Here is a 16712-nt window from a genome sequence, read left to right on the forward strand (position 1 = left end):
GGGTGCGGCGGGCGAGGAGGGCGTAGGTGTCGGCGGGGGTGCGGCCGCGGGAGAGGGCGTGGCCGGCGAGGGTGGTGAGGTGCATGGGGGTTCGGACTTTCAGGCGGTGATGAGGGCGGGGCCGGGGGCGGGGGCGACGAGGGCCCAGACGAACTTGCCGATGCCGCCGGGGCGGGATTCGCAGCCCCAGCGCTCGGCGAGTTCGTTGACGAGGAGCAGGCCACGGCCGTGCTCGTCGGAGGGGGAGGACGTGCGGACGTTGGGGTGGTTGGTGCCGGCGTCGTGGACTTCGAGGCGCAGGCGGGAGCCGGTGAGGGTGAAGCGGATCTCGATGTGGTCGCCGTCGGGGCAATCGGAGTGCTGGACGGCGTTGGCGAAGAGTTCGCCGAGGAGGAGCTCGGCGGTGTCGGAGTAGCGCTCGCCGGAGGGCATGCCGGAGAGGTAGGCACGGAGCAGGTAGCGGGCCAGGGGCGTGGACTCGGTACGGGAGTCGAGGCGCGCGACGAACATGCGGGGGCGGCGGTGGGTTTTGAGCATGGGGGAGTACCTCAAGGGACTGTAGCCGTGCTGCTGAAGGTGGGGCCGGACCGCACTCACGGAGGTCCGGCCCTGGGATGTCGCCGTCGGGTCGGGCGTTTGGTCAGCCGACCGGGACCGGCACGCCTCGGACGAGGAGGGGCAGGCCGTCACCGTGTTCCCAGGCGTCCCAGGCATCCTCGACGCGGCGGCACTGCTCGTCGGCCATGAGGTCGCGGAGCTGGTGGCGGGGGGCCCAGTGGAGGGCGCGGAGTTCTTCCGGGGGCTGGTGGTGGGTCGCGGTGTTGGCCTGCTGGGGTGTGAGCATTCCGCCCGCATAGACGAGGTTGAGACCCTCGGGGAACTCGGCGGCGGGCATGTAGTCGATGGTGAGGACGGTGCGCAGGGGAAGGACGAGACCGGTCTCGGTTTCGAGGTGCCGACGGGCCGCGAGGTGCGGGAGCTCGTCCTGCTCGGCGCTGCCGCCGGGGAGGATCAGTCCGTCCATGTAGATCGGATCGACGAGGAGGGCGGAGAGTTCGCCCGATCCGTCGGGATTCTCGCGCAGGGCGAAGATCTGCTGACCCGACCGGCGGGCCGGGGGCTTGCTCATGATGCGGGTCCTGCTCAACTCTGCTCCAGATACGAGGACTTAAAGGATTACGAAAAGCCAACGAGGCGGCGATTCCCCACAGGAGTCCGGGCGCGATTTCCAGGAGCGGCCGGGTGACCCCGCAACGAGAGGCCCTGCCACTGCTGGTGATCGGCCGATGACGAACAGTCAACCGCCCTGCTCTGCGGTCGGCTATGGTCGAGCCAAGCCGGGACGTTGAAACCCTTGAAACCCGACTGCAAGGGGGAACTGTCGTGCGAACCGACCGTGCGCCGAACCGCAAGCTCGCCTCATTGATGACTGAAGCCGCTTGGGGGAACGGCGAGTTGGCGCGGGCCATCAACCGAGCCGGCACCGAGACCGGACAGCGACTCAAGTACGATGCCTCGGCCGTCTCCCACTGGCTCAGCGGCACCTCGCCTTCGGTGAGGGCCCTGCCGATCGTCCTGGAGACGCTGGCGCGGAGGCTCAAGCGACCCATCACCGCCTTCGAGGCCGGATTCCGCGAGACACCTACCACCGTTGACCAGCCGACGGATACGGTGTCAGGGCTGACCAACCTGGGGAGCCTCGATATGGACCCATCGCGGCGCGGAGTCCTCACGGCAGGCCTGTACTCGGCGGCCCTTGCCATTCCGGGCTGGCCCGACGCGGTGGGCCGCTTCGAGAGGCTGCGAACCGACCCCCACCTGCGGATCGGCATGGCGGAGGTGCGGGCGGTCGCGGCGATGACCGGGCGGATCAGTGACCTGGACGACCAGTTCGGCGGCCGGATGGCCCGCCCGATGGCAGCTTCGTTCCTGGTGAACACGATCGTCCCGTACCTTCGGGCGGACGCCGGTGAGGACGTCCGCAAGGCCATGCTGTCGGCCGCCGCCGACCACTGCTACCTGACCGGCTACATGGCCATGGACGAGCGCCACGACTCCCTGGCTCAGCACTACTACCTGAAGGCCCTGGAGCTGGCCGGGCACGCGGGCGACCACCTCACGTACTGCACCACCCTGCGGGGCATGAGCGTCCAGGCCGTCGACCTCGGCCACGGCAGTACCGCCCTGCGGTTCGCGGACGCCGCCTCGGCAGCCTCCCCCCAGGCCGGCCCTCGCATGAGGGCCTTCCTCGCCGGCCAGCAGGCCCACGCCCTCGCCCAGACCGGAGACAGGACCGGAGCCCTGCACCACCTGCGAACAGCAGAAGTTGCGATGGAGCAGGCCGAGTCCAAAGCGAAGGCGTTCGGCTCCTACGATCCGTCCTCCCTCGCCTACCACGAGGCCCAGGTCCGCTGGGAGCTCGGGGACAAGACTGGTGCCATCAGCGCGATGGAGACGTCCGACCGCCTGCGGTACTCCGTATACATTCGCAATCGGGTGCGGATGACCGGCATGCTCGCGGAGTGGAAGCTGCAGGCCGGCCGCCTCGAAGAAGCCTGCGCGGACTGGCACCGGGCGTTGGACGACTACCCGACCATCCAGTCCGGCCGGGCCGACGACCGCTTCCGCTCGATGCTCTCCGCGGCCCGGCCGCACCGCCGCAACCACCATGTGCGCGAACTCCTGGAGCGTGCCCGGCCCATGACGGGCGGGCGGCAATTCGCAAACGGTTCGCACCGTGCGTAGTCGGTGTGCTACTTTCCGCATCATCAACAGAACATAGGAGACCCCGGCGGTGGTGGAACACCCCGGGGTCGGGCACCAGGAGCTGTAACTCCAGATGCAGATTCATCGTAGCGCGCACACGCGCGCGTTCACCGTTCTACCGAACGGCCTGTTGCAGGACCGTCGGCTCAGCTACACCGCTCGTGGCCTCCTCGCCGACCTGCTCTCCCGGCCCGACGGGTGGCGGGAGGACGGGCGGCAGATGGCGGACAGCAGCCCGCAGGGGCGGGGTGCCGTCCGGCGGGCGCTCAAGGAACTCAAGGACGCCGGGTACTACCGGGTCGACAGGGTCCGGATGCCCGACGGGACGGTCCGGTCCGAGTCCCACGTCTACGACACCCCTCAACCCGAACCGGCTGTCCCCCGCCCGGCCTCCGGTGGGCGAGGGACCGGCGGCGCTGTCACTCCTCCCGTAAAGGACCCGGGACAAGAACCCACCCTCCCGGATGAACGGACGCGGGCCGCCGTGGCCACCCTGTTCCGGGTGATCCGGCCCGAACCCCGTCTGCGCCTCGGCGAGGCCGAGGCGCAGACGCTGGCACCGCTCGTCACACAGTGGCTGGAACGAGGAAGCAGCGAGGCCGAGTTGGCCCACGCCCTGCTCCCCGGGCTGCCCCAGCCGATGCACTCCCCCACGGCGATCCTCCGGGACCGCCTGCAACGCAAGCTGCCACCGGAACGCCCCGAAGCGCCCCCGCCGACGCCGTACGCCGAGTGCGGCCGCTGCCACGACCCGGTGCCCCGCCCCGGGATCTGCCGCACCTGCGCGGGCCTCGACACGAGAACCGTCGCCGTCGGCACCGGCGCGCCCGCCACCCCCGGCGGTGTCGCCCGGGCGCGCGCGGCCCTGCGCGGGTGGCCCCGGCGGCCGGCCGTCGCAGGCTCCTAGCCGGCGAAGCCGCTCTCGGGGTGGATGATCTCCAGGTCGGTGCCGTCGAGGTCGTCGAAGTGCGCGACCCGAGTGCCGAGGGCCGCGTTCGGGGTGACCTCGCCCGCCACGTCGTCGCCGAGGTCCTGGCCGATCACGCGTAGCGGGACGGGCGCCGCGCCCTGCGGCTCCCCGCCCGTCGTACGGGCGGGGAGCCGCAGGGCCGCCGGCGGGTCAGCCGATCGCCAGCCAGCCCGAGTACATGTTGGTCAGCACCAACAGCCCGGTGTCGCCGTCGTAGAGGGCGTTGTTCAGCTGGATGTGCCCCGTCTCGCGCATGTCGTAGTTGCACTCCGCCCACTTGCCGACGCCGAGGGCGTTGCGGCACGCGCCGGTGCGGCCGTAGTCGGTGCTCCACCGGCCGACGGCGGAGAAGCCGTCCTTCGCGGTGTCGAGCACGAGCACCTTGTCGCCGGCCTTGTCGAAGCAGGTCTTGACCCCGGGGCTGGTGATGCACGGCAGGCTGTCCGCCGCGATCGCGGACTCCGACACGGTGACGGGCGTCCCGATCGTGAGCGGGTCGGCCTGCGGAGCGGCGACGGCCCGACCGCCGCCGAGGGCGGTCAGCGCGAGCGTCAGGGCGGCGAGGCCGACGGCGGCGGCGGAGCGCCGGGTGCTGCGGAGTCCGTGGCTGGACATGGATGGTCCCCCTTCGAGGGTGCTGGTGTCTTCGCGTCCACCACTTGATCCCCCGTGGTGGACACAGCATCAGCTTGCCGACCCCCCATGGGGGTTGTCGTTAGCAGCGGGTCCACGTCCGCTTCGCTCAGCGTCCACCGCCAGCCGTCGCGGCGCCGTGCCGGAAGTCGCGGGGCGGCAGCCCGTACGCGCCGCGGAAGGCGCGGCTGAAGTCGGCGGCGCGGGGGAACCCGCAGCGGGCCGCGATGACGTGGACGGGGGTGGCGGCCAGGGCCGGGTCGGCGAGGTCGCGGCGGGCCCGTTCGAGGCGCTGGCGGCGGATCCAGGCGGCGACGGTCTCCTCCTCGCCCTCGAAGAGGCGGTGCAGGTAGCTGACCGAGATGTGGTGCGCGGCGGCGACCGCGCCGGGGTTGAGGTCCGGCTCGTGCAGGTGGGCGCGGACGAAGGCCCGGACGCGCTGGACCAGGGCCCGGCGCCGGCTCTCCGGCGGTAGCGCGTCCTCGGCGTCGAGGTGGTGGGCGAGCAGCGCCGACACCAGGTCGAGGGCGACGGTGCCCAGCCGGGGCGCGTCGCCGGCCCGGTAGGCGCCGGGGTCGGCGGCGATGCCGGCGAGCAGCTGGACGAGCAGGGCGCCCATGCCCGCGTCCCCGGGCATCCGGCGGGCCGTGAGCGTGCCGATCCGGTCCGGCGACAGCGGCAGCGCCTGCCGAGGCACGGTCAGCCAGCCCCCGCGGAACCGCTGGCGCGGATCGTCGGTGCTCGCCCGGAGGAGGATGGGCCGGGCGCTGTCCTGCAGGACCACGTCGTACGGGCGGTAGGCGCCGAGGCCGTCGGAACGGACCGCGGTGGCGGTGTCGCCGAACGGAAGCGAGAACAGGTACAGCTCGGGGTCGGTGGACGAGCGGATCAGGCGCGGCGACCGGCTCGCGGCTAGTGCTCTGACCGCATAGGTTCACCGGGTTTCTGCCCGGGCGAAGGCTGGGGCCGATTGGATGGGGGCTGACATCCATCCGATGTGTGGAGGCGTGGTGGCAGAGCCGGTCAGGGTCCGCAGACTGACTGATCAGGAGGGGCAGTGGCTGCAGCAGATCGTGCGTCGGGGCAGCACCAGTTCAGTGCGCTACCGGCGGGTGATGATGCTGCTGGCCTCGGCCGGAGGGAATCGCGTCCCGGTGATCGCCCAGCTGGTGGCGGCCGACGAGGACACCGTGCGCGACGTCGTTCACCGCTTCAACGAGATCGGCCTGGCCTGTCTGGACCCTCAGTGGGCGGGAGGCCGTCCCCGCCAACTCAGTCCTGACGACGAGGACTTCGTCGTCCAGACGGCCACCACCCGCCCGACCAAGCTCGCCCAGCCCTTCACTCGCTGGTCTATCCGCAAGCTCGCCGCCTACCTCCGTAAGGTGCACGGCCGGGTGATCCGCATCGGCCGCGAGGCCCTGCGCTGCCTGCTCGCCCGACGCGGCGTCACCTTCCAGCGGACCAAGACCTGGAAGGAGTCCACCGACCCCGACCGCGACGCCAAGCTGGACCGGATCGAGCACGTCCTGGAACGCTTCCCCGACCGCGTTTTCGCGTTCGACGAGTTCGGGCCGCTCGGCATACGCTCGACCGGCGGATCATGCTGGGCCGAGCAGGGCCGGCCGGACCGGGTCCCGGCGACCTACCACCGCACCCACGGCGTGACCTACTTCCACGGCTGCTACTCCATCGGCGACGACACCCTCTGGGGCGTCAACCACCGCCGTAAGGGCACAGCCAACAGCCTGGCCGCGCTCAAGTCGATCCGTGCCGCCCGCCCCGACGGCGCCCCGATCTACGTGATCATGGACAATCTCTCCGCCCACAAGGGCGCCAAGATCCGCCAATGGGCCCGGAAGAACAAGGTGGAGCTCTGCTTCACCCCGACCAACGCCTCCTGGGCCAACCCCATCGAGGCGCACTTCGGACCGCTGCGGCAGTTCACCCTCGCCAACTCCAACCACCCCAACCACACCGTCCAGACCCGTGAACTGCACCGATACCTCCGTTGGCGCAACGCCAACGCCCGCCACCCCGACGTCCTGGCCGCCCAACGCCGCGAACGAGCCCGCATCCGCAGCGAAAAGGGCATCCGCTGGGGCGGGCGTCCCATCCCCGCCGAACGGCTTCAGATCCTCAAGCCGAGGACTGCATGACGACCTGCTCACCCTCTCCCTTCGGTTCCTCGAAGTTGGTCAGGTAGCGGTTGAACAGCGCCTCATCCACGGTGACGGCGTTGGCACCCTCTACACCGCTTCGTACTTCGAGGCGGCGCTCCAGCGTCGTCCGGTCAGCCTTGAGGTGGACCAGTTCCCAGTGGCAACCGTGGCTTTCAATCAGCGCCTTGTAGTCGTCGCGGGCGGCGCGACTCCAGAAGCTGTAGTCCACCACCACGTCGCGCCCGGCCAGCATCAGCTCGACCAGTTCCTGCCGTTGCTCGCGGCGGATCACTTCCTTGAGCCGGTCGAACGCCTCAGCTTCCAGCACTAGGCCGGCGTCGCGCTGCCCGAGTCGTTGCCAGACCACTTCGTCGATCGACAGCCGGGCGAAACCGCGTCGCACCAGATCCATCGCGTAGGTGGTCTTGCCCGCTCCGGGAAGACCGCACATCAGCACTACCGTGCTCAATTGCTCCGTCACGGAGCCAGGTTAGACCGACCAACCCGGCGAACCTATGCGGTCAGAGCACTAGCGGCGGGTGCTCCATCGTCCAGAGCGCCAGGTCGCCGAGCGGCAGGATGCGCACCTCGGACCGGAAGTCGGCCCTGTGCTCGGTGCGGACGTCGAACGGCGCGATCATCCGGGTGAGTTGATGCTGCCAGTACTCGAAGCGGTCCGGTGGTTCCACGTCCTCGGTCCGGTACACCGACTCGTCCAGCATGCCCGCCCTCCCCGACTCGCGCTTCTGGTAAGGGCATTGTCACATCACGAACGGTCTCGTTCAGGACGGCTCTCGCGGCACTTGGTGCTGCCACTCCCGGGCGAACACCACCGAGCCCGCCTCCAGCGCCCGCAGCTGGACGACGCTGATGAAGTGTTCGGCGTCGCAGCGCAGTTGGGTGCGGGTCTGGACGGTGACGTCCCAGCCGATGTCGGGCCGCTCCAGGCGGACGGTGCGGTCGGTGCGGGCCTGGGCGCTGAGCGGGGCGCCGGTGAGCACCCGGTAGGCGGTGACGGTGTGTTCGTCGCGGACCAGGCCGTCGGGGTGGGTTCGGGTGCCGTCGGTGGCGGGGGAGAGCTCGGTGCGCCACTCGTGGCGGCCGATGTCGTGCACGGTGAGGTGTTCGGGCCGGACGGTGAGCGGTTCGGTGAGGTGGATGTCGAGCGGTGCGGGCAGCACCGGGGGTTCGAAGGTGACGGGCGGGGCGCCGACGTCGGCGGCGAGGTGGCGCACCGGCAGGCTCAGGGTGGAGCGGGACGGGTCGACGCCGTACCCGGTGTCCTCCGCGGGGGGCCAGACCCAGGGCCAGTAGACCGAGGAGAGGGCGAGCCGCAGCCGGTGCCCGGCCGGGACCGTCCAGGCGCAGGCCGCGAGATCGACCTCGGCGTCCGGCCCGTCGGCGACCAGGAAGCCCCGGGTGACCAGCTCCGAGGTGCCGTCCGGGCCGACCGCGCACAGCCGCACCGTCACCTGGACGGGTGCCCCGTCCTCGCGCAGCCGCAGCCGGACGGTCGGGGCGCCGAGCAGCTCGACGGGTTCGGGCAGTGGCTGGGAGTCGAAGCAGACCGAGCGGCCGTCCTCCTCGCGCTGGTCCGGCGGCTGGTCGGCGGGACGGCCGTGGGGGACGTAGGCGCCGGCGTTGAGGCCGGTGTGCTGCGGGGACCGGACCGGGACGTACCGGTCGTGGGCGGCGGTGCCGGCGGTGCGCAGCGGGCCGTCCAGGCCGTAGTGGATCTCCCGGACGTCGGGGGAGGGCCAGGCCTCGTCCCCGGTCCAGCGGGTGGAGAGCCAGGTGCGCAGGGCGGGTTCCTTGAGGGCGCCGGTGTCGATGCCGCGCAGCCAGTGGTCCCACCAGCGCAGGGTGTCGGGCAGGGCGGCCTCGGGCAGGCCGTGCGGCCAGGGGCCGATCAGGGCGCGCGCGGTGGGGGACTCGGCGAGCAGCCGCAGCACGAAGGAGCAGGACGGGTCGCCCCAGCCGGCCACGGCGAGGGCGGGCACGGACACCGGGACGGTGCTCTCGCGGGGTGCGAGCCAGTCGTCGACGGGCGGCTGCAGCGCCTCCAGCCGGGCCAGCCAGGCGGCCCGCCAGGCGTCGCCTACGTGCCGCGGGTCCGGCGGCAGGGCGGCGTCGGCGACCAGGGCGGTGAGCCGGGTGTGCAGGTCGGCGGCGAGCACGGCCCCGCCGAGCCGGTGGCCGCCCTCGGGGCAGGCGGTGACGACGGCGCCGACGGTGCCGGGGGTGCGGGCGGCGAGCCGCAGGGCGGTGGTGCCGGCGGTGCCGGTGCCGAGCAGGCCGAGCCGGCCGTTGCACCAGGGGCGGCGGGCGAGCCAGTCGACCACGGCGGCGCCGTCGGCCAGCTCCTGTTCGCCGCCGGGCTCGCCGGGGATGCCCTCGGAGTTGCCGTGCCCGCGGGTGTCGACCCGGACGGCGGTGTAGCCGTGGCCGGCGTACCAGGGGTGGCGGCGGGCGTCCTCGGCGGCGGTCCGGTCGGTGAGGCGGCCGCCGGAGTACTCCAGCAGCGCGGGGCCGGGCTCGTCACCGACCGGCCGCCACAGCCGGGCGGCCAGCCGGGTGCCGTCGGGCAGCGGGATGCGCAGGTCCTCGCGGGTGGTGTGGAAGGGGTAGGACGGCATGGCCGCTCCCATCGGTCCCGGGCGTCGGCCTTCCGACGGTTCGGTATTTCCGACAGTAGGGGAGGGAGCGGCCCTTTTCCTGGTGAGAGGGGCCTGATGCGAGGGGCCTGATGCGAGGGGCCCGGTGAGGGGGCCCGGTGAGGGGCGCCCCCGGTCAGGCCTTGCTCAGCCAGGCGGTGGCGTTGAGGGCGAGGGCGGCGTCGGTGCCCGCCGGGTCGTCCCAGCCGTTGTACAGGGTGTTGCCGGACTGGCCGGTGCCGTCGTCGATCGGGGAGCTGTCGCCCCAGATCGCGACCCGGCCGGAGCCGAAGGTGCTGGTGACGAAGAACGCGCCGGTGTTGCCGCTGTAGCCGGTCCGGTAGACCAGGCCCTTGACGTTCGGGTTGTCGGCGGGCTTGAGGGTGAAGGTGGTGCCGTTGCGCAGGATGGAGCCGGTGACGGTGCCGAAGGGGCCGTGCAGCACGGGGTCGGTCGGGGCGTCGGCCGCGCGCGGGTTGTCGGTGGTGATGTTGAGCAGGTCGACCGAGAAGCCGAAGGGGTCGTTGTTGTTCACCCCGTTGTTGGTCAGCAGGTCGTTGATGATCTTCGGGGAGTCCCAGCCGTCGTTGTTGCGGTCGCTGTTGTTGTGGTCGGAGACCAGGAAGAGCCCGCCGCCGTTCTTCACGAAGTTCATGATCGCGGCCTTTTCGCCCGCGGAGAAGCGCGTGTTGGGCTCCGGGATCACGAAGGTGTCGAAGTTGGCGAGGTCGAGCGCGGCGCCGGTGCCGTAGCTGATGGTGGACCCGGCCGGGAGGGTCTTCAGGCTGTACTGGCCGGTCTTCTGGAGGGCGACGCCCCAGGCGGACAGGGCGCCGGTCCAGCTCTTCTCGGTGGTGGGGTTGGCGTTCTGGGCCAGCGGGTCGGGCTGGCTGGTGCTGATGATCCAGTCGGCGTTGCCCGCGGTCTCGGCCTTGCTGTTGTCGAACAGCACCCGGTGCGGGGTGGCGCCGACGGTGGCGGTCCTGGCGGCGGGCGCGGCGGGCGCGGCGGGGCCGGGCGCGGCGGTGGCGGCGGGGGTGGTGAGGCCGGCCGTGAGCAGGGCCGTTCCGGCGAGGGCCGCGGCGGTTCGGATGCGGATCGTCATGTGCCGTTCCTCCGTGGGGAGTTGAGGGGGCAGCGCTCAGGTTTTCGCGCGTAGAACGGGAGTATCCGCGCGTAGAGCGCAGGGTGAAAGCCCTCCGAGGTTACGAAGCCTTGTACGGGTCGTGACGATCTTCGGGAGGGGGGTGGAAGCCGGGGGAGACCGGGGGGAGGCGAATCCGTAATTGCGCATGACTTGCAACTGCGCGCACCTAGGCGGAAAGATGGCCCAGCTTCGACCGCCCGACCGAAAGGACACGACGATGACCGCCCCCCGCTGGCGCGACCGGCTCACCCGTGAGGAGTGGATCCGCCTGGCCGGAATGGGCGGATTCATCCTCGCGCTCCACGTCATCGGCTGGTTCACCCTGCTCGCGGTGGTCGAGCCCGAGCACTACGACGTCGGCGGCCAGGTGTTCGGCGCCGGCATGGGCCTGACCGCCTACACCCTCGGCATGCGGCACGCCTTCGACGCGGACCACATCGCCGCCATCGACAACACCACCCGCAAGCTGATGGGCCAGGGCAAGCGGCCGCTGTCGGTCGGCTTCTGGTTCTCGCTCGGGCACTCGTCGATCGTCTTCGGTCTCTGCGCCCTGCTGGCCCTCGGCATCCGCTCACTGGCCGGCCAGGTGGAGTCCGACGACTCGACGCTGCACGAGATGACCGGCCTGATCGGCGTCGCCGTCTCCGGCACCTTCCTGCTGCTGCTCGGCCTGATCAACCTGGGCGCCTTCAACGGCATCCTCAAGGTCTTCCGCCGGATGCGCGAGGGCGACTACGACGAGGCGGAGCTGGAGCGCCAGCTGGAGCGGCGCGGGCTGATGAACCGCATCCTCGGCAGGGTCACCCGGGCCGTCACCAAGCCCTGGCACATGTACCCGGTGGGCCTGCTGTTCGGCCTGGGCTTCGACACCGCCACCGAGGTGTCCCTGCTGGTGCTGGCGGGCGGCGCGGCGGCCTTCTCGCTGCCCTGGTACGCGCTGCTCACGCTGCCGATCCTGTTCGCGGCCGGAATGAGCCTGCTGGACACCATCGACGGCTCGTTCATGAACTTCGCGTACGAGTGGGCCTTCTCCAAGCCGGTCCGCAAGATCTACTACAACCTGACCGTCACCGGGCTGTCGGTGCTGGTCGCACTGGTGATCGGCTCGATCGAGCTGATCGGCCTGCTCGGCGAGAAGCTGGACATCACCAGCGGTCCGGTCGCCTGGATCGGCGCACTGGACCTCAACTTCGTCGGCTACGCCATCGTCGGACTGTTCGTGCTCACCTGGGCCGCGGCGATCGCCTACTGGAAGCTCGGCAACGTCGAGGAGAAGTGGTCGGCCGGGCTGGCCGCCGGTGCCGCCGCCGGTGCCGCCCCCGCCTCCGCGAAGTCCGAGTAGGACGCGCAGGACCGAGGGGCCGAGGGGCCGCAGGGCCGAGGGGCCGGTGACCGGGGGTTCGGTCACCGGCCCCTCGGGGCTTTCCGGGGGCGCGCCGGGCGGGCGCCGCGCGGGCGGCGGTCGGGGCGCGGCACCCGCGCGGGCGGCGGTTCGGGCGCCGGGGCCGCGCTACTTCAGCGCGGCGAGCACCGCCTGGGCCATCACCTGCTCGCCGGTCGCGTTGGGGTGGAACGGCACAGCGGGCGAGCCGGGCAGCGCGCCCTCGATCCAGCGGTCGTCCGAGCAGACGTCGTGCCCGAGGGTCGGCGTCGCGGTGTCCACGTAGGTCGCGCCGTTCGCGGCCGCGGTGGACTTCAGCGCGGCGTTCAGCTTGTCGAGCACGCCGTGCATGTACTCGACGTCGCCCGGCGTCACCGGCTGGCGCAGGATGCACGTCGAGCCGTCGGCGGGCAGCACGGACGGGTAGCCGACCAGCAGCACCCTCGCCCCGGGCGCCTTGGCGTGGATGCGCTTGAGGGTGTCGGCCAGCTGCGGGGCGATGGTGGTGCGGATCCGCTCGGCCAGGTCGTCGGTGCCGTACTGCCAGGACATGCTGCTCCAGTCCCAGTAGCCGTGGTGATAGACGTCCTTGCAGGGCGTGCCGAGCGGGTTGACGACGGCGCCGGCGATGCAGGTGGCGACCAGTTCGCCGAGGCCGAGGTCGCTGGCCGCGAGGTCGTTGCCGCCGATCCCGAGGGTGACCAGGTCGGTGTCGGCGGTCACCGTGTCCAGCTGGGGGTCGTTGACCCTGATGAAGGCGTCGTACTGGGGCTGCGTCATCGCCTTGATCTTGGCCGCGGAGCAGGTGACGTCGGTGTACCGGCCGGACTTGAGGGCGGCGGCGACCAGGTGGCCGTAGTTGCGGTCGGAGCGCAGGCACAGGCCGGCCGACTGGCCCGGCACGCCGGCGCCGGCGGCGTAGGAGTCGCCGAGCGCCACGTAGTGCTTCGGCGCGGCGCCGGCGGCCTGGGCGGTGGTGGAGGTGAGTGCGAGTGCGGCACCGAGGGCGACGGCGGCGAGCGCGGTGGAATTCCGGAGGTGCCGGGATTTCCGGGCAGGGCGGAGCACGATTCCTCCTGGGGGAGAGAAACGACGGGTGGGGGTCGCATCGAGCCGGGCCACAGCTACTCGCAGGTAAGTTACTGCCAGGTTTCCCGGGCGTCCATGGTTTGCGCGGAAATTGCCGACATTCCGTCAGGCGGGCCCGGACGGAATTCCGCATTTCGCCCCACCGGGCGCCGAACGGCTATCGCACGGCTCTCGAACGGCTATCGCGCCACTGCCGGCGGCAATTCCGAAACGGCCCGGAGCGGAATTCACGCGGACGGTTGTTACCCGCCGGTTGACCGGACGTCACCGCAGACCGCAGTATCGGGCGCACAGCGGCGGCGCGTCCCGGACGCGCCGCCACCGCGAGCCCCGACGGAGGACTGCGCATGGCCCTGGACGCCGACGTCATCGTCATCGGAGCGGGCCTCGCGGGCCTCGCCGCCACCGCCGAACTCGCCGACGCCGGACGGAAGGTGATCCTCCTCGACCAGGAGCCCCTCGCCTCCTTCGGCGGCCAGGCGCACTGGTCCTTCGGCGGCCTCTTCCTGGTCGACTCGCCCGAGCAGCGCCGGATGCGGATCCGCGACTCGCACGCCCTCGCCCTGCGGGACTGGCTCGGTACGGCCGGCTTCGACCGGCCCGAGGACGCCTGGCCGCGCCGCTGGGCCGAGGCGTACGTGGACTTCGCGGCGGGCGAGAAGCGCTCCTGGCTGCACGGCATGGGCGTGCGGTTCTTCCCGGTGGTCGGCTGGGCCGAGCGCGGCGGCTACCTCGCCGACGGGCCCGGCAATTCGGTGCCGCGCTTCCACATCACCTGGGGCACCGGGCCGGGGCTGCTGGAGCCCTTCGTCCGGCGGGTCCGCGCCGCCGCCGCGCGCGGCCTGGTGGACCTGCGCTTCCGGCACCGGGTCACCGGGCTGTCCGCCACCGCGGGCGCCGTCGACACCGTCACCGGCGAGGTGCTGGTGCCGAGCCCGGCGGGCCGGGGCGAGGCCAGCTCGCGCGAGGCCGCCGGGAGCTTCGAGCTGCGCGCCCAGGCCGTGATCGTCACCTCCGGCGGCATCGGCGGCAACCACGACCTGGTCCGCAAGGCCTGGCCGGCCCGGCTCGGCACCCCGCCCGCCAGGCTGCTCTCCGGGGTGCCCGCGCACGTGGACGGACTGATGCTGGAGGTCGCCGGCCGGGCCGGGGCCAGCCTGATCAACGGCGACCGGATGTGGCACTACACCGAGGGCATCGAGAACTGGGACCCGATCTGGGCCCGGCACGGCATCCGCATCCTGCCCGGCCCCTCCTCGCTCTGGCTGGACGCGCGGGGCAGGCGGCTGCCCGTCCCGCTGTTCCCCGGCTTCGACACCCTCGGGACGCTCGAACACATCATGTCCACCGGGTACGAGTACACCTGGTTCGTGCTCAACCAGCGGATCGTCGAGAAGGAGTTCACCCTCTCCGGCTCCGAGCAGAACCCCGACCTGACCGGCAAGTCGGTGCGCGGCGTGCTCGGGCGCGCGCTGCCCGGGGCCCCCGGCCCGGTCCGGGGTCACCTGCGGCACGGCCGGGACTTCGTCACGGCGGGCAACCTCGCGGACCTGGCCCGGGGCATGAACGCCAGGACCGGCGAACCGCTGATCGACCCGGACGAGCTGCGCCGCACCGTCGAGGACCGCGACCGGCAGCTGGCCAACCCCTTCGCCAAGGACCTCCAGGTCACCGCGATCCACGGGGCCCGCCGCCACCTCGGCGACAGGCTCATCCGCACCGCCGCCCCGCACCGCATCCTCGACCCGGGCGCCGCGCCGCTGATCGCCGTCCGGCTGAACATCCTGACCCGCAAGTCGCTGGGCGGGCTGGAGACCGATCTGTCCTCCCGGGTGCTGCGGCCGGACGGCGAGGTGCTGCCGGGGGTGTACGCGGCCGGCGAGGCCTCCGGGTTCGGCGGCGGGGGCGTGCACGGGTACCGCTCCCTGGAGGGGACGTTCCTGGGCGGCTGCCTGTTCTCGGGCCGTACGGCGGGACGGGCGGCGGCCCGGGCGGTCGGGTAGCGGCGCCGGGGGGCGGGTAGCGGCGCCGGGGGACGGCGTCAGAAGGTGGCCGGCGGCTCCAGCCCCAGCGGCCGGGCGGCCCGGCCGCGGACGGCGAGGATGATCGCCGCGATCAGGCCGACGACGGCCAGCAGCAGCCCGACCGCGCCCAGGACGAGCGCTCCGGCGAGCTTGCCGGGCAGCGCCTCGTCGCCGGCGCCGTTGTGCCACACCACCCGCTCGCCGACCTTGGCGAGGTCGACGGTGCCCTGCTGGTCGTTCAGGTTGATCCGGGAGTCGAAGGTGTCGGCGCGGCGGTCCCCCATCAGGAAGGCCCGGCCCGGCGGGACGGTGACGTCGAAGTCGAGGTAGCAGGTGTGGGTCTGCCGGGCCGGCGGCTCGTCGACCGGCTTCCCGTTGAGGCTGAACTGCCCGTTCGCGCAGGCGATGCGGTCGCCGCCCAGGGCCATGGCCCGCTGGACGACCGTGCCCTGCAGCGTCCAGGGGGAGTCGACGGTGTAGACCTCGCCGCGGCGCACGTCCGCGGGCCGGACCCGTTCGGTCCAGAGCCCGGTGCCCGACGGCAGCTCCGGGGACATCGTCTCGCCCGCCATGCGGTGATAGCCGTAGCCGGAGCCGACCACGGCGAACCCGAGCACGGCGCACAGGATCCCGACCACTCCCACGGCCACCGATATCCATGTACCGCGGCGGCCCCTTCGCTTCGGCATCCGGCCGTCCTCCCCTTGTCGTTCGTGACTCGTGCTGCGGCCCGTGGGCCGTGCGCATCCTAAGGGTCTGGCGGGTGCCCCCTGGCCTGCGGGTACAGTGCGGGGGCCGGTGCGGAGCGCGCCGCCGACCACGAGGGGGAGCAGAACCGATGAGCCGCCGAGAGCGCGACGGTGCCCGGGACCGCAAGCGGGGCGCCGGTGCCCCCGTGACCGTCACGGTCTGCCGGGGCTGCTGCTGCGGCACCGAGGCCAAGCACCCCGGGGTGGACCACGCGGGCCAGTACGAGCGGCTGCGGACGGCGGTGGGTTCGGCGGGCCGGGTCCGGGCGGTCAAGTGCCTGGACGTGTGCACCCAGTCGAACGTGGTGGTGGTCGGCCCCTCGGCGGAGGGCCGGGCGGCGGGCGGCCGGCCGGTCTGGCTGGGCTTCGTGCTGATGGACGAGATGATCGACGAGATCGGCGCCTGGGTGCGCGCGGGCGGCCCGGGCCTGGCCGATCCGCCCGGGCTGCTGGACCTCCAGCTGATCTCGGTGTCCCGGCGGGTCCGCGAGGGCCTGCCGGAGTGAGGCCGGGCTCCGGCTGAGGTCGGTCCCCGGTCCTACTGGATGATCGTCGGATCATGTCTACCCGGGGCGAACCCGGGTCGGCCCGGGTGCCTTCACCACTACCATGACCGGTGGCGCCGGGCCCTCGCGGACGGCGCCGAGCCGATTCCGCGCGAGGGAGGAAGCCGATGACGACGGTCTGCCGCATCTGCGCGGGCACCGGCCGGACCGCCGGTCTCAGCTGCCGGACCTGCCAGGGCACCGGCACCACCGAGGTGGGCGGCGGGGGCGGCAACTGCTTCCTCTGCGACGGCACCGGGGTGTACGTGCGCTACCGGGTGGACGCGACCGGGGCCAAGCACGCCTACCGGGACGAGATCTGCCGCACCTGCGACGGCACCGGCAACCGGGCCGCCACCCAGTGGGACGAGCCCTCCGGCTGAGGACGGACCCGGCCGGCCGGTGGCGCGGACCGCGGGTCCGGGCGGGCCCGCGGCGCCGCCGACGACCGCTCAGTTCGAGGGGCCGGTGGGGGCCATGATGCGGCGTCGAGACGGTACGGGTACGCCCTTTACCGAATCATGGTCGAACATTGGCGTTCGAATGACGGGTACGCTGCGACCCGTTCACCCGGCGTCCGTGCGCGATCAAC

General features: G+C 72.3%; 17 protein-coding genes and 1 pseudogene. 7 read left to right on the plus strand and 11 right to left on the minus strand.

Going from position 1 to position 16712, the window contains the following annotated elements:
• Positions 1–99: 99 nt before the first annotated feature.
• Positions 100–537 (minus strand): ATP-binding protein, encoded by a 438-nt coding sequence (locus ACFVVA_RS39995; protein WP_387695596.1) that lies wholly within the window; start codon positions 535–537, stop codon positions 100–102.
• Positions 538–640: 103 nt separating this feature from the next.
• Positions 641–1129 (minus strand): NUDIX domain-containing protein, encoded by a 489-nt coding sequence (locus tag ACFVVA_RS40000; protein ID WP_387695597.1) that lies wholly within the window; start codon positions 1127–1129, stop codon positions 641–643.
• Between the two features lie 296 nt (positions 1130–1425).
• Here ACFVVA_RS40000 and ACFVVA_RS40005 point away from each other — a divergent pair, with 296 nt between their 5' ends.
• On the plus strand, positions 1426–2745 hold the full coding sequence (locus tag ACFVVA_RS40005; protein ID WP_387695598.1) for a tetratricopeptide repeat protein: 1320 nt from the start codon (positions 1426–1428) through the stop codon (positions 2743–2745).
• A gap of 94 nt (positions 2746–2839) precedes the next feature.
• Positions 2840–3673 carry a hypothetical protein gene (locus tag ACFVVA_RS40010; protein ID WP_387695599.1) on the plus strand — a complete coding sequence of 278 codons (834 nt, stop codon included), beginning with the start codon at positions 2840–2842 and terminating at the stop codon, positions 3671–3673.
• Here ACFVVA_RS40010 and ACFVVA_RS40015 read toward each other — a convergent pair.
• The 3 genes from ACFVVA_RS40015 to ACFVVA_RS40025 all read right to left on the minus strand — a co-directional run bounded on the left by ACFVVA_RS40015 (position 3670) and on the right by ACFVVA_RS40025 (position 5153).
• Positions 3670–3810 carry a hypothetical protein gene (locus ACFVVA_RS40015; RefSeq protein WP_387695600.1) on the minus strand — a complete coding sequence of 47 codons (141 nt, stop codon included), beginning with the start codon at positions 3808–3810 and terminating at the stop codon, positions 3670–3672. The genes ACFVVA_RS40010 and ACFVVA_RS40015 overlap by 4 nt on opposite strands.
• Before the next feature lie 76 nt (positions 3811–3886).
• Entirely contained in the window at positions 3887–4351 is a 465-nt protein-coding gene (locus tag ACFVVA_RS40020) for a hypothetical protein (protein ID WP_387695601.1), read from the minus strand.
• 127 nt (positions 4352–4478) lie between these two features.
• Positions 4479–5153, minus strand: a complete 675-nt coding sequence (locus tag ACFVVA_RS40025; RefSeq protein ID WP_387695603.1) for a helix-turn-helix domain-containing protein — start codon at positions 5151–5153, stop codon at positions 4479–4481.
• A 226-nt stretch (positions 5154–5379) separates the two neighbouring features.
• On the opposite strand from ACFVVA_RS40025, the gene ACFVVA_RS40030 reads away from it, so the two are divergent.
• The gene (locus ACFVVA_RS40030; RefSeq protein ID WP_387695604.1) at positions 5380–6528 is read left to right on the plus strand and encodes an IS630 family transposase; all 1149 of its coding nucleotides are present in this window, start codon (positions 5380–5382) and stop codon (positions 6526–6528) included.
• Here ACFVVA_RS40030 and ACFVVA_RS40035 read toward each other — a convergent pair.
• The 4 genes and pseudogenes from ACFVVA_RS40035 to ACFVVA_RS40050 form a co-directional block, all read right to left on the minus strand.
• Complete coding sequence (locus ACFVVA_RS40035; protein ID WP_387695605.1) at positions 6509–7012, minus strand: AAA family ATPase; 504 nt, start codon at positions 7010–7012, stop codon at positions 6509–6511. The two genes, ACFVVA_RS40030 and ACFVVA_RS40035, sit on opposite strands and share 20 nt — an antisense overlap.
• Before the next feature lie 40 nt (positions 7013–7052).
• Positions 7053–7253, minus strand: coding sequence for a hypothetical protein (locus ACFVVA_RS40040; RefSeq protein ID WP_387695606.1), 201 nt, complete (start codon positions 7251–7253; stop codon positions 7053–7055).
• 60 nt (positions 7254–7313) lie between these two features.
• Complete coding sequence (locus ACFVVA_RS40045) at positions 7314–9167, minus strand: CocE/NonD family hydrolase (protein WP_387695607.1); 1854 nt, start codon at positions 9165–9167, stop codon at positions 7314–7316.
• Positions 9168–9324: 157 nt separating this feature from the next.
• Positions 9325–10290, minus strand: a pseudogene (locus tag ACFVVA_RS40050) (hydrolase); the annotation flags it as partial.
• A gap of 259 nt (positions 10291–10549) precedes the next feature.
• Between ACFVVA_RS40050 and ACFVVA_RS40055 the strand changes: the two are divergent.
• Positions 10550–11674: a HoxN/HupN/NixA family nickel/cobalt transporter gene (locus ACFVVA_RS40055; RefSeq protein WP_387695608.1), complete on the plus strand. Its 1125-nt coding sequence runs from the start codon at positions 10550–10552 to the stop codon at positions 11672–11674.
• Between the two features lie 168 nt (positions 11675–11842).
• On the opposite strand, the gene ACFVVA_RS40060 is transcribed toward ACFVVA_RS40055, so the two are convergent.
• Positions 11843–12781, minus strand: a complete 939-nt coding sequence (locus ACFVVA_RS40060) for an SGNH/GDSL hydrolase family protein (protein WP_387695610.1) — start codon at positions 12779–12781, stop codon at positions 11843–11845.
• Positions 12782–13149: 368 nt separating this feature from the next.
• Between ACFVVA_RS40060 and ACFVVA_RS40065 the strand changes: the two genes are divergently transcribed.
• Entirely contained in the window at positions 13150–14805 is a 1656-nt protein-coding gene (locus ACFVVA_RS40065) for an FAD-binding dehydrogenase (RefSeq protein WP_387695611.1), read from the plus strand.
• Between the two features lie 38 nt (positions 14806–14843).
• Here ACFVVA_RS40065 and lepB read toward each other — a convergent pair whose 3' ends face one another.
• Entirely contained in the window at positions 14844–15470 is a 627-nt protein-coding gene (gene lepB, locus ACFVVA_RS40070) for a signal peptidase I (RefSeq protein ID WP_387695612.1), read from the minus strand.
• Between the two features lie 194 nt (positions 15471–15664).
• Here lepB and ACFVVA_RS40075 point away from each other — a divergent pair, with 194 nt between their 5' ends.
• Together ACFVVA_RS40075 and ACFVVA_RS40080 are read left to right on the plus strand one after the other, a co-directional pair.
• Positions 15665–16081, plus strand: coding sequence for a (2Fe-2S) ferredoxin domain-containing protein (locus ACFVVA_RS40075; protein WP_359912276.1), 417 nt, complete (start codon positions 15665–15667; stop codon positions 16079–16081).
• 167 nt (positions 16082–16248) lie between these two features.
• Complete coding sequence (locus ACFVVA_RS40080) at positions 16249–16503, plus strand: hypothetical protein (RefSeq protein WP_359912273.1); 255 nt, start codon at positions 16249–16251, stop codon at positions 16501–16503.
• Positions 16504–16712: the final 209 nt, after the last annotated feature.

This window comes from Kitasatospora sp. NPDC058048 (genome assembly GCF_042885555.1).
In the GTDB taxonomy this organism is placed as follows: Bacteria; Actinomycetota; Actinomycetes; order Streptomycetales; family Streptomycetaceae; genus Kitasatospora; species Kitasatospora lactacystinica.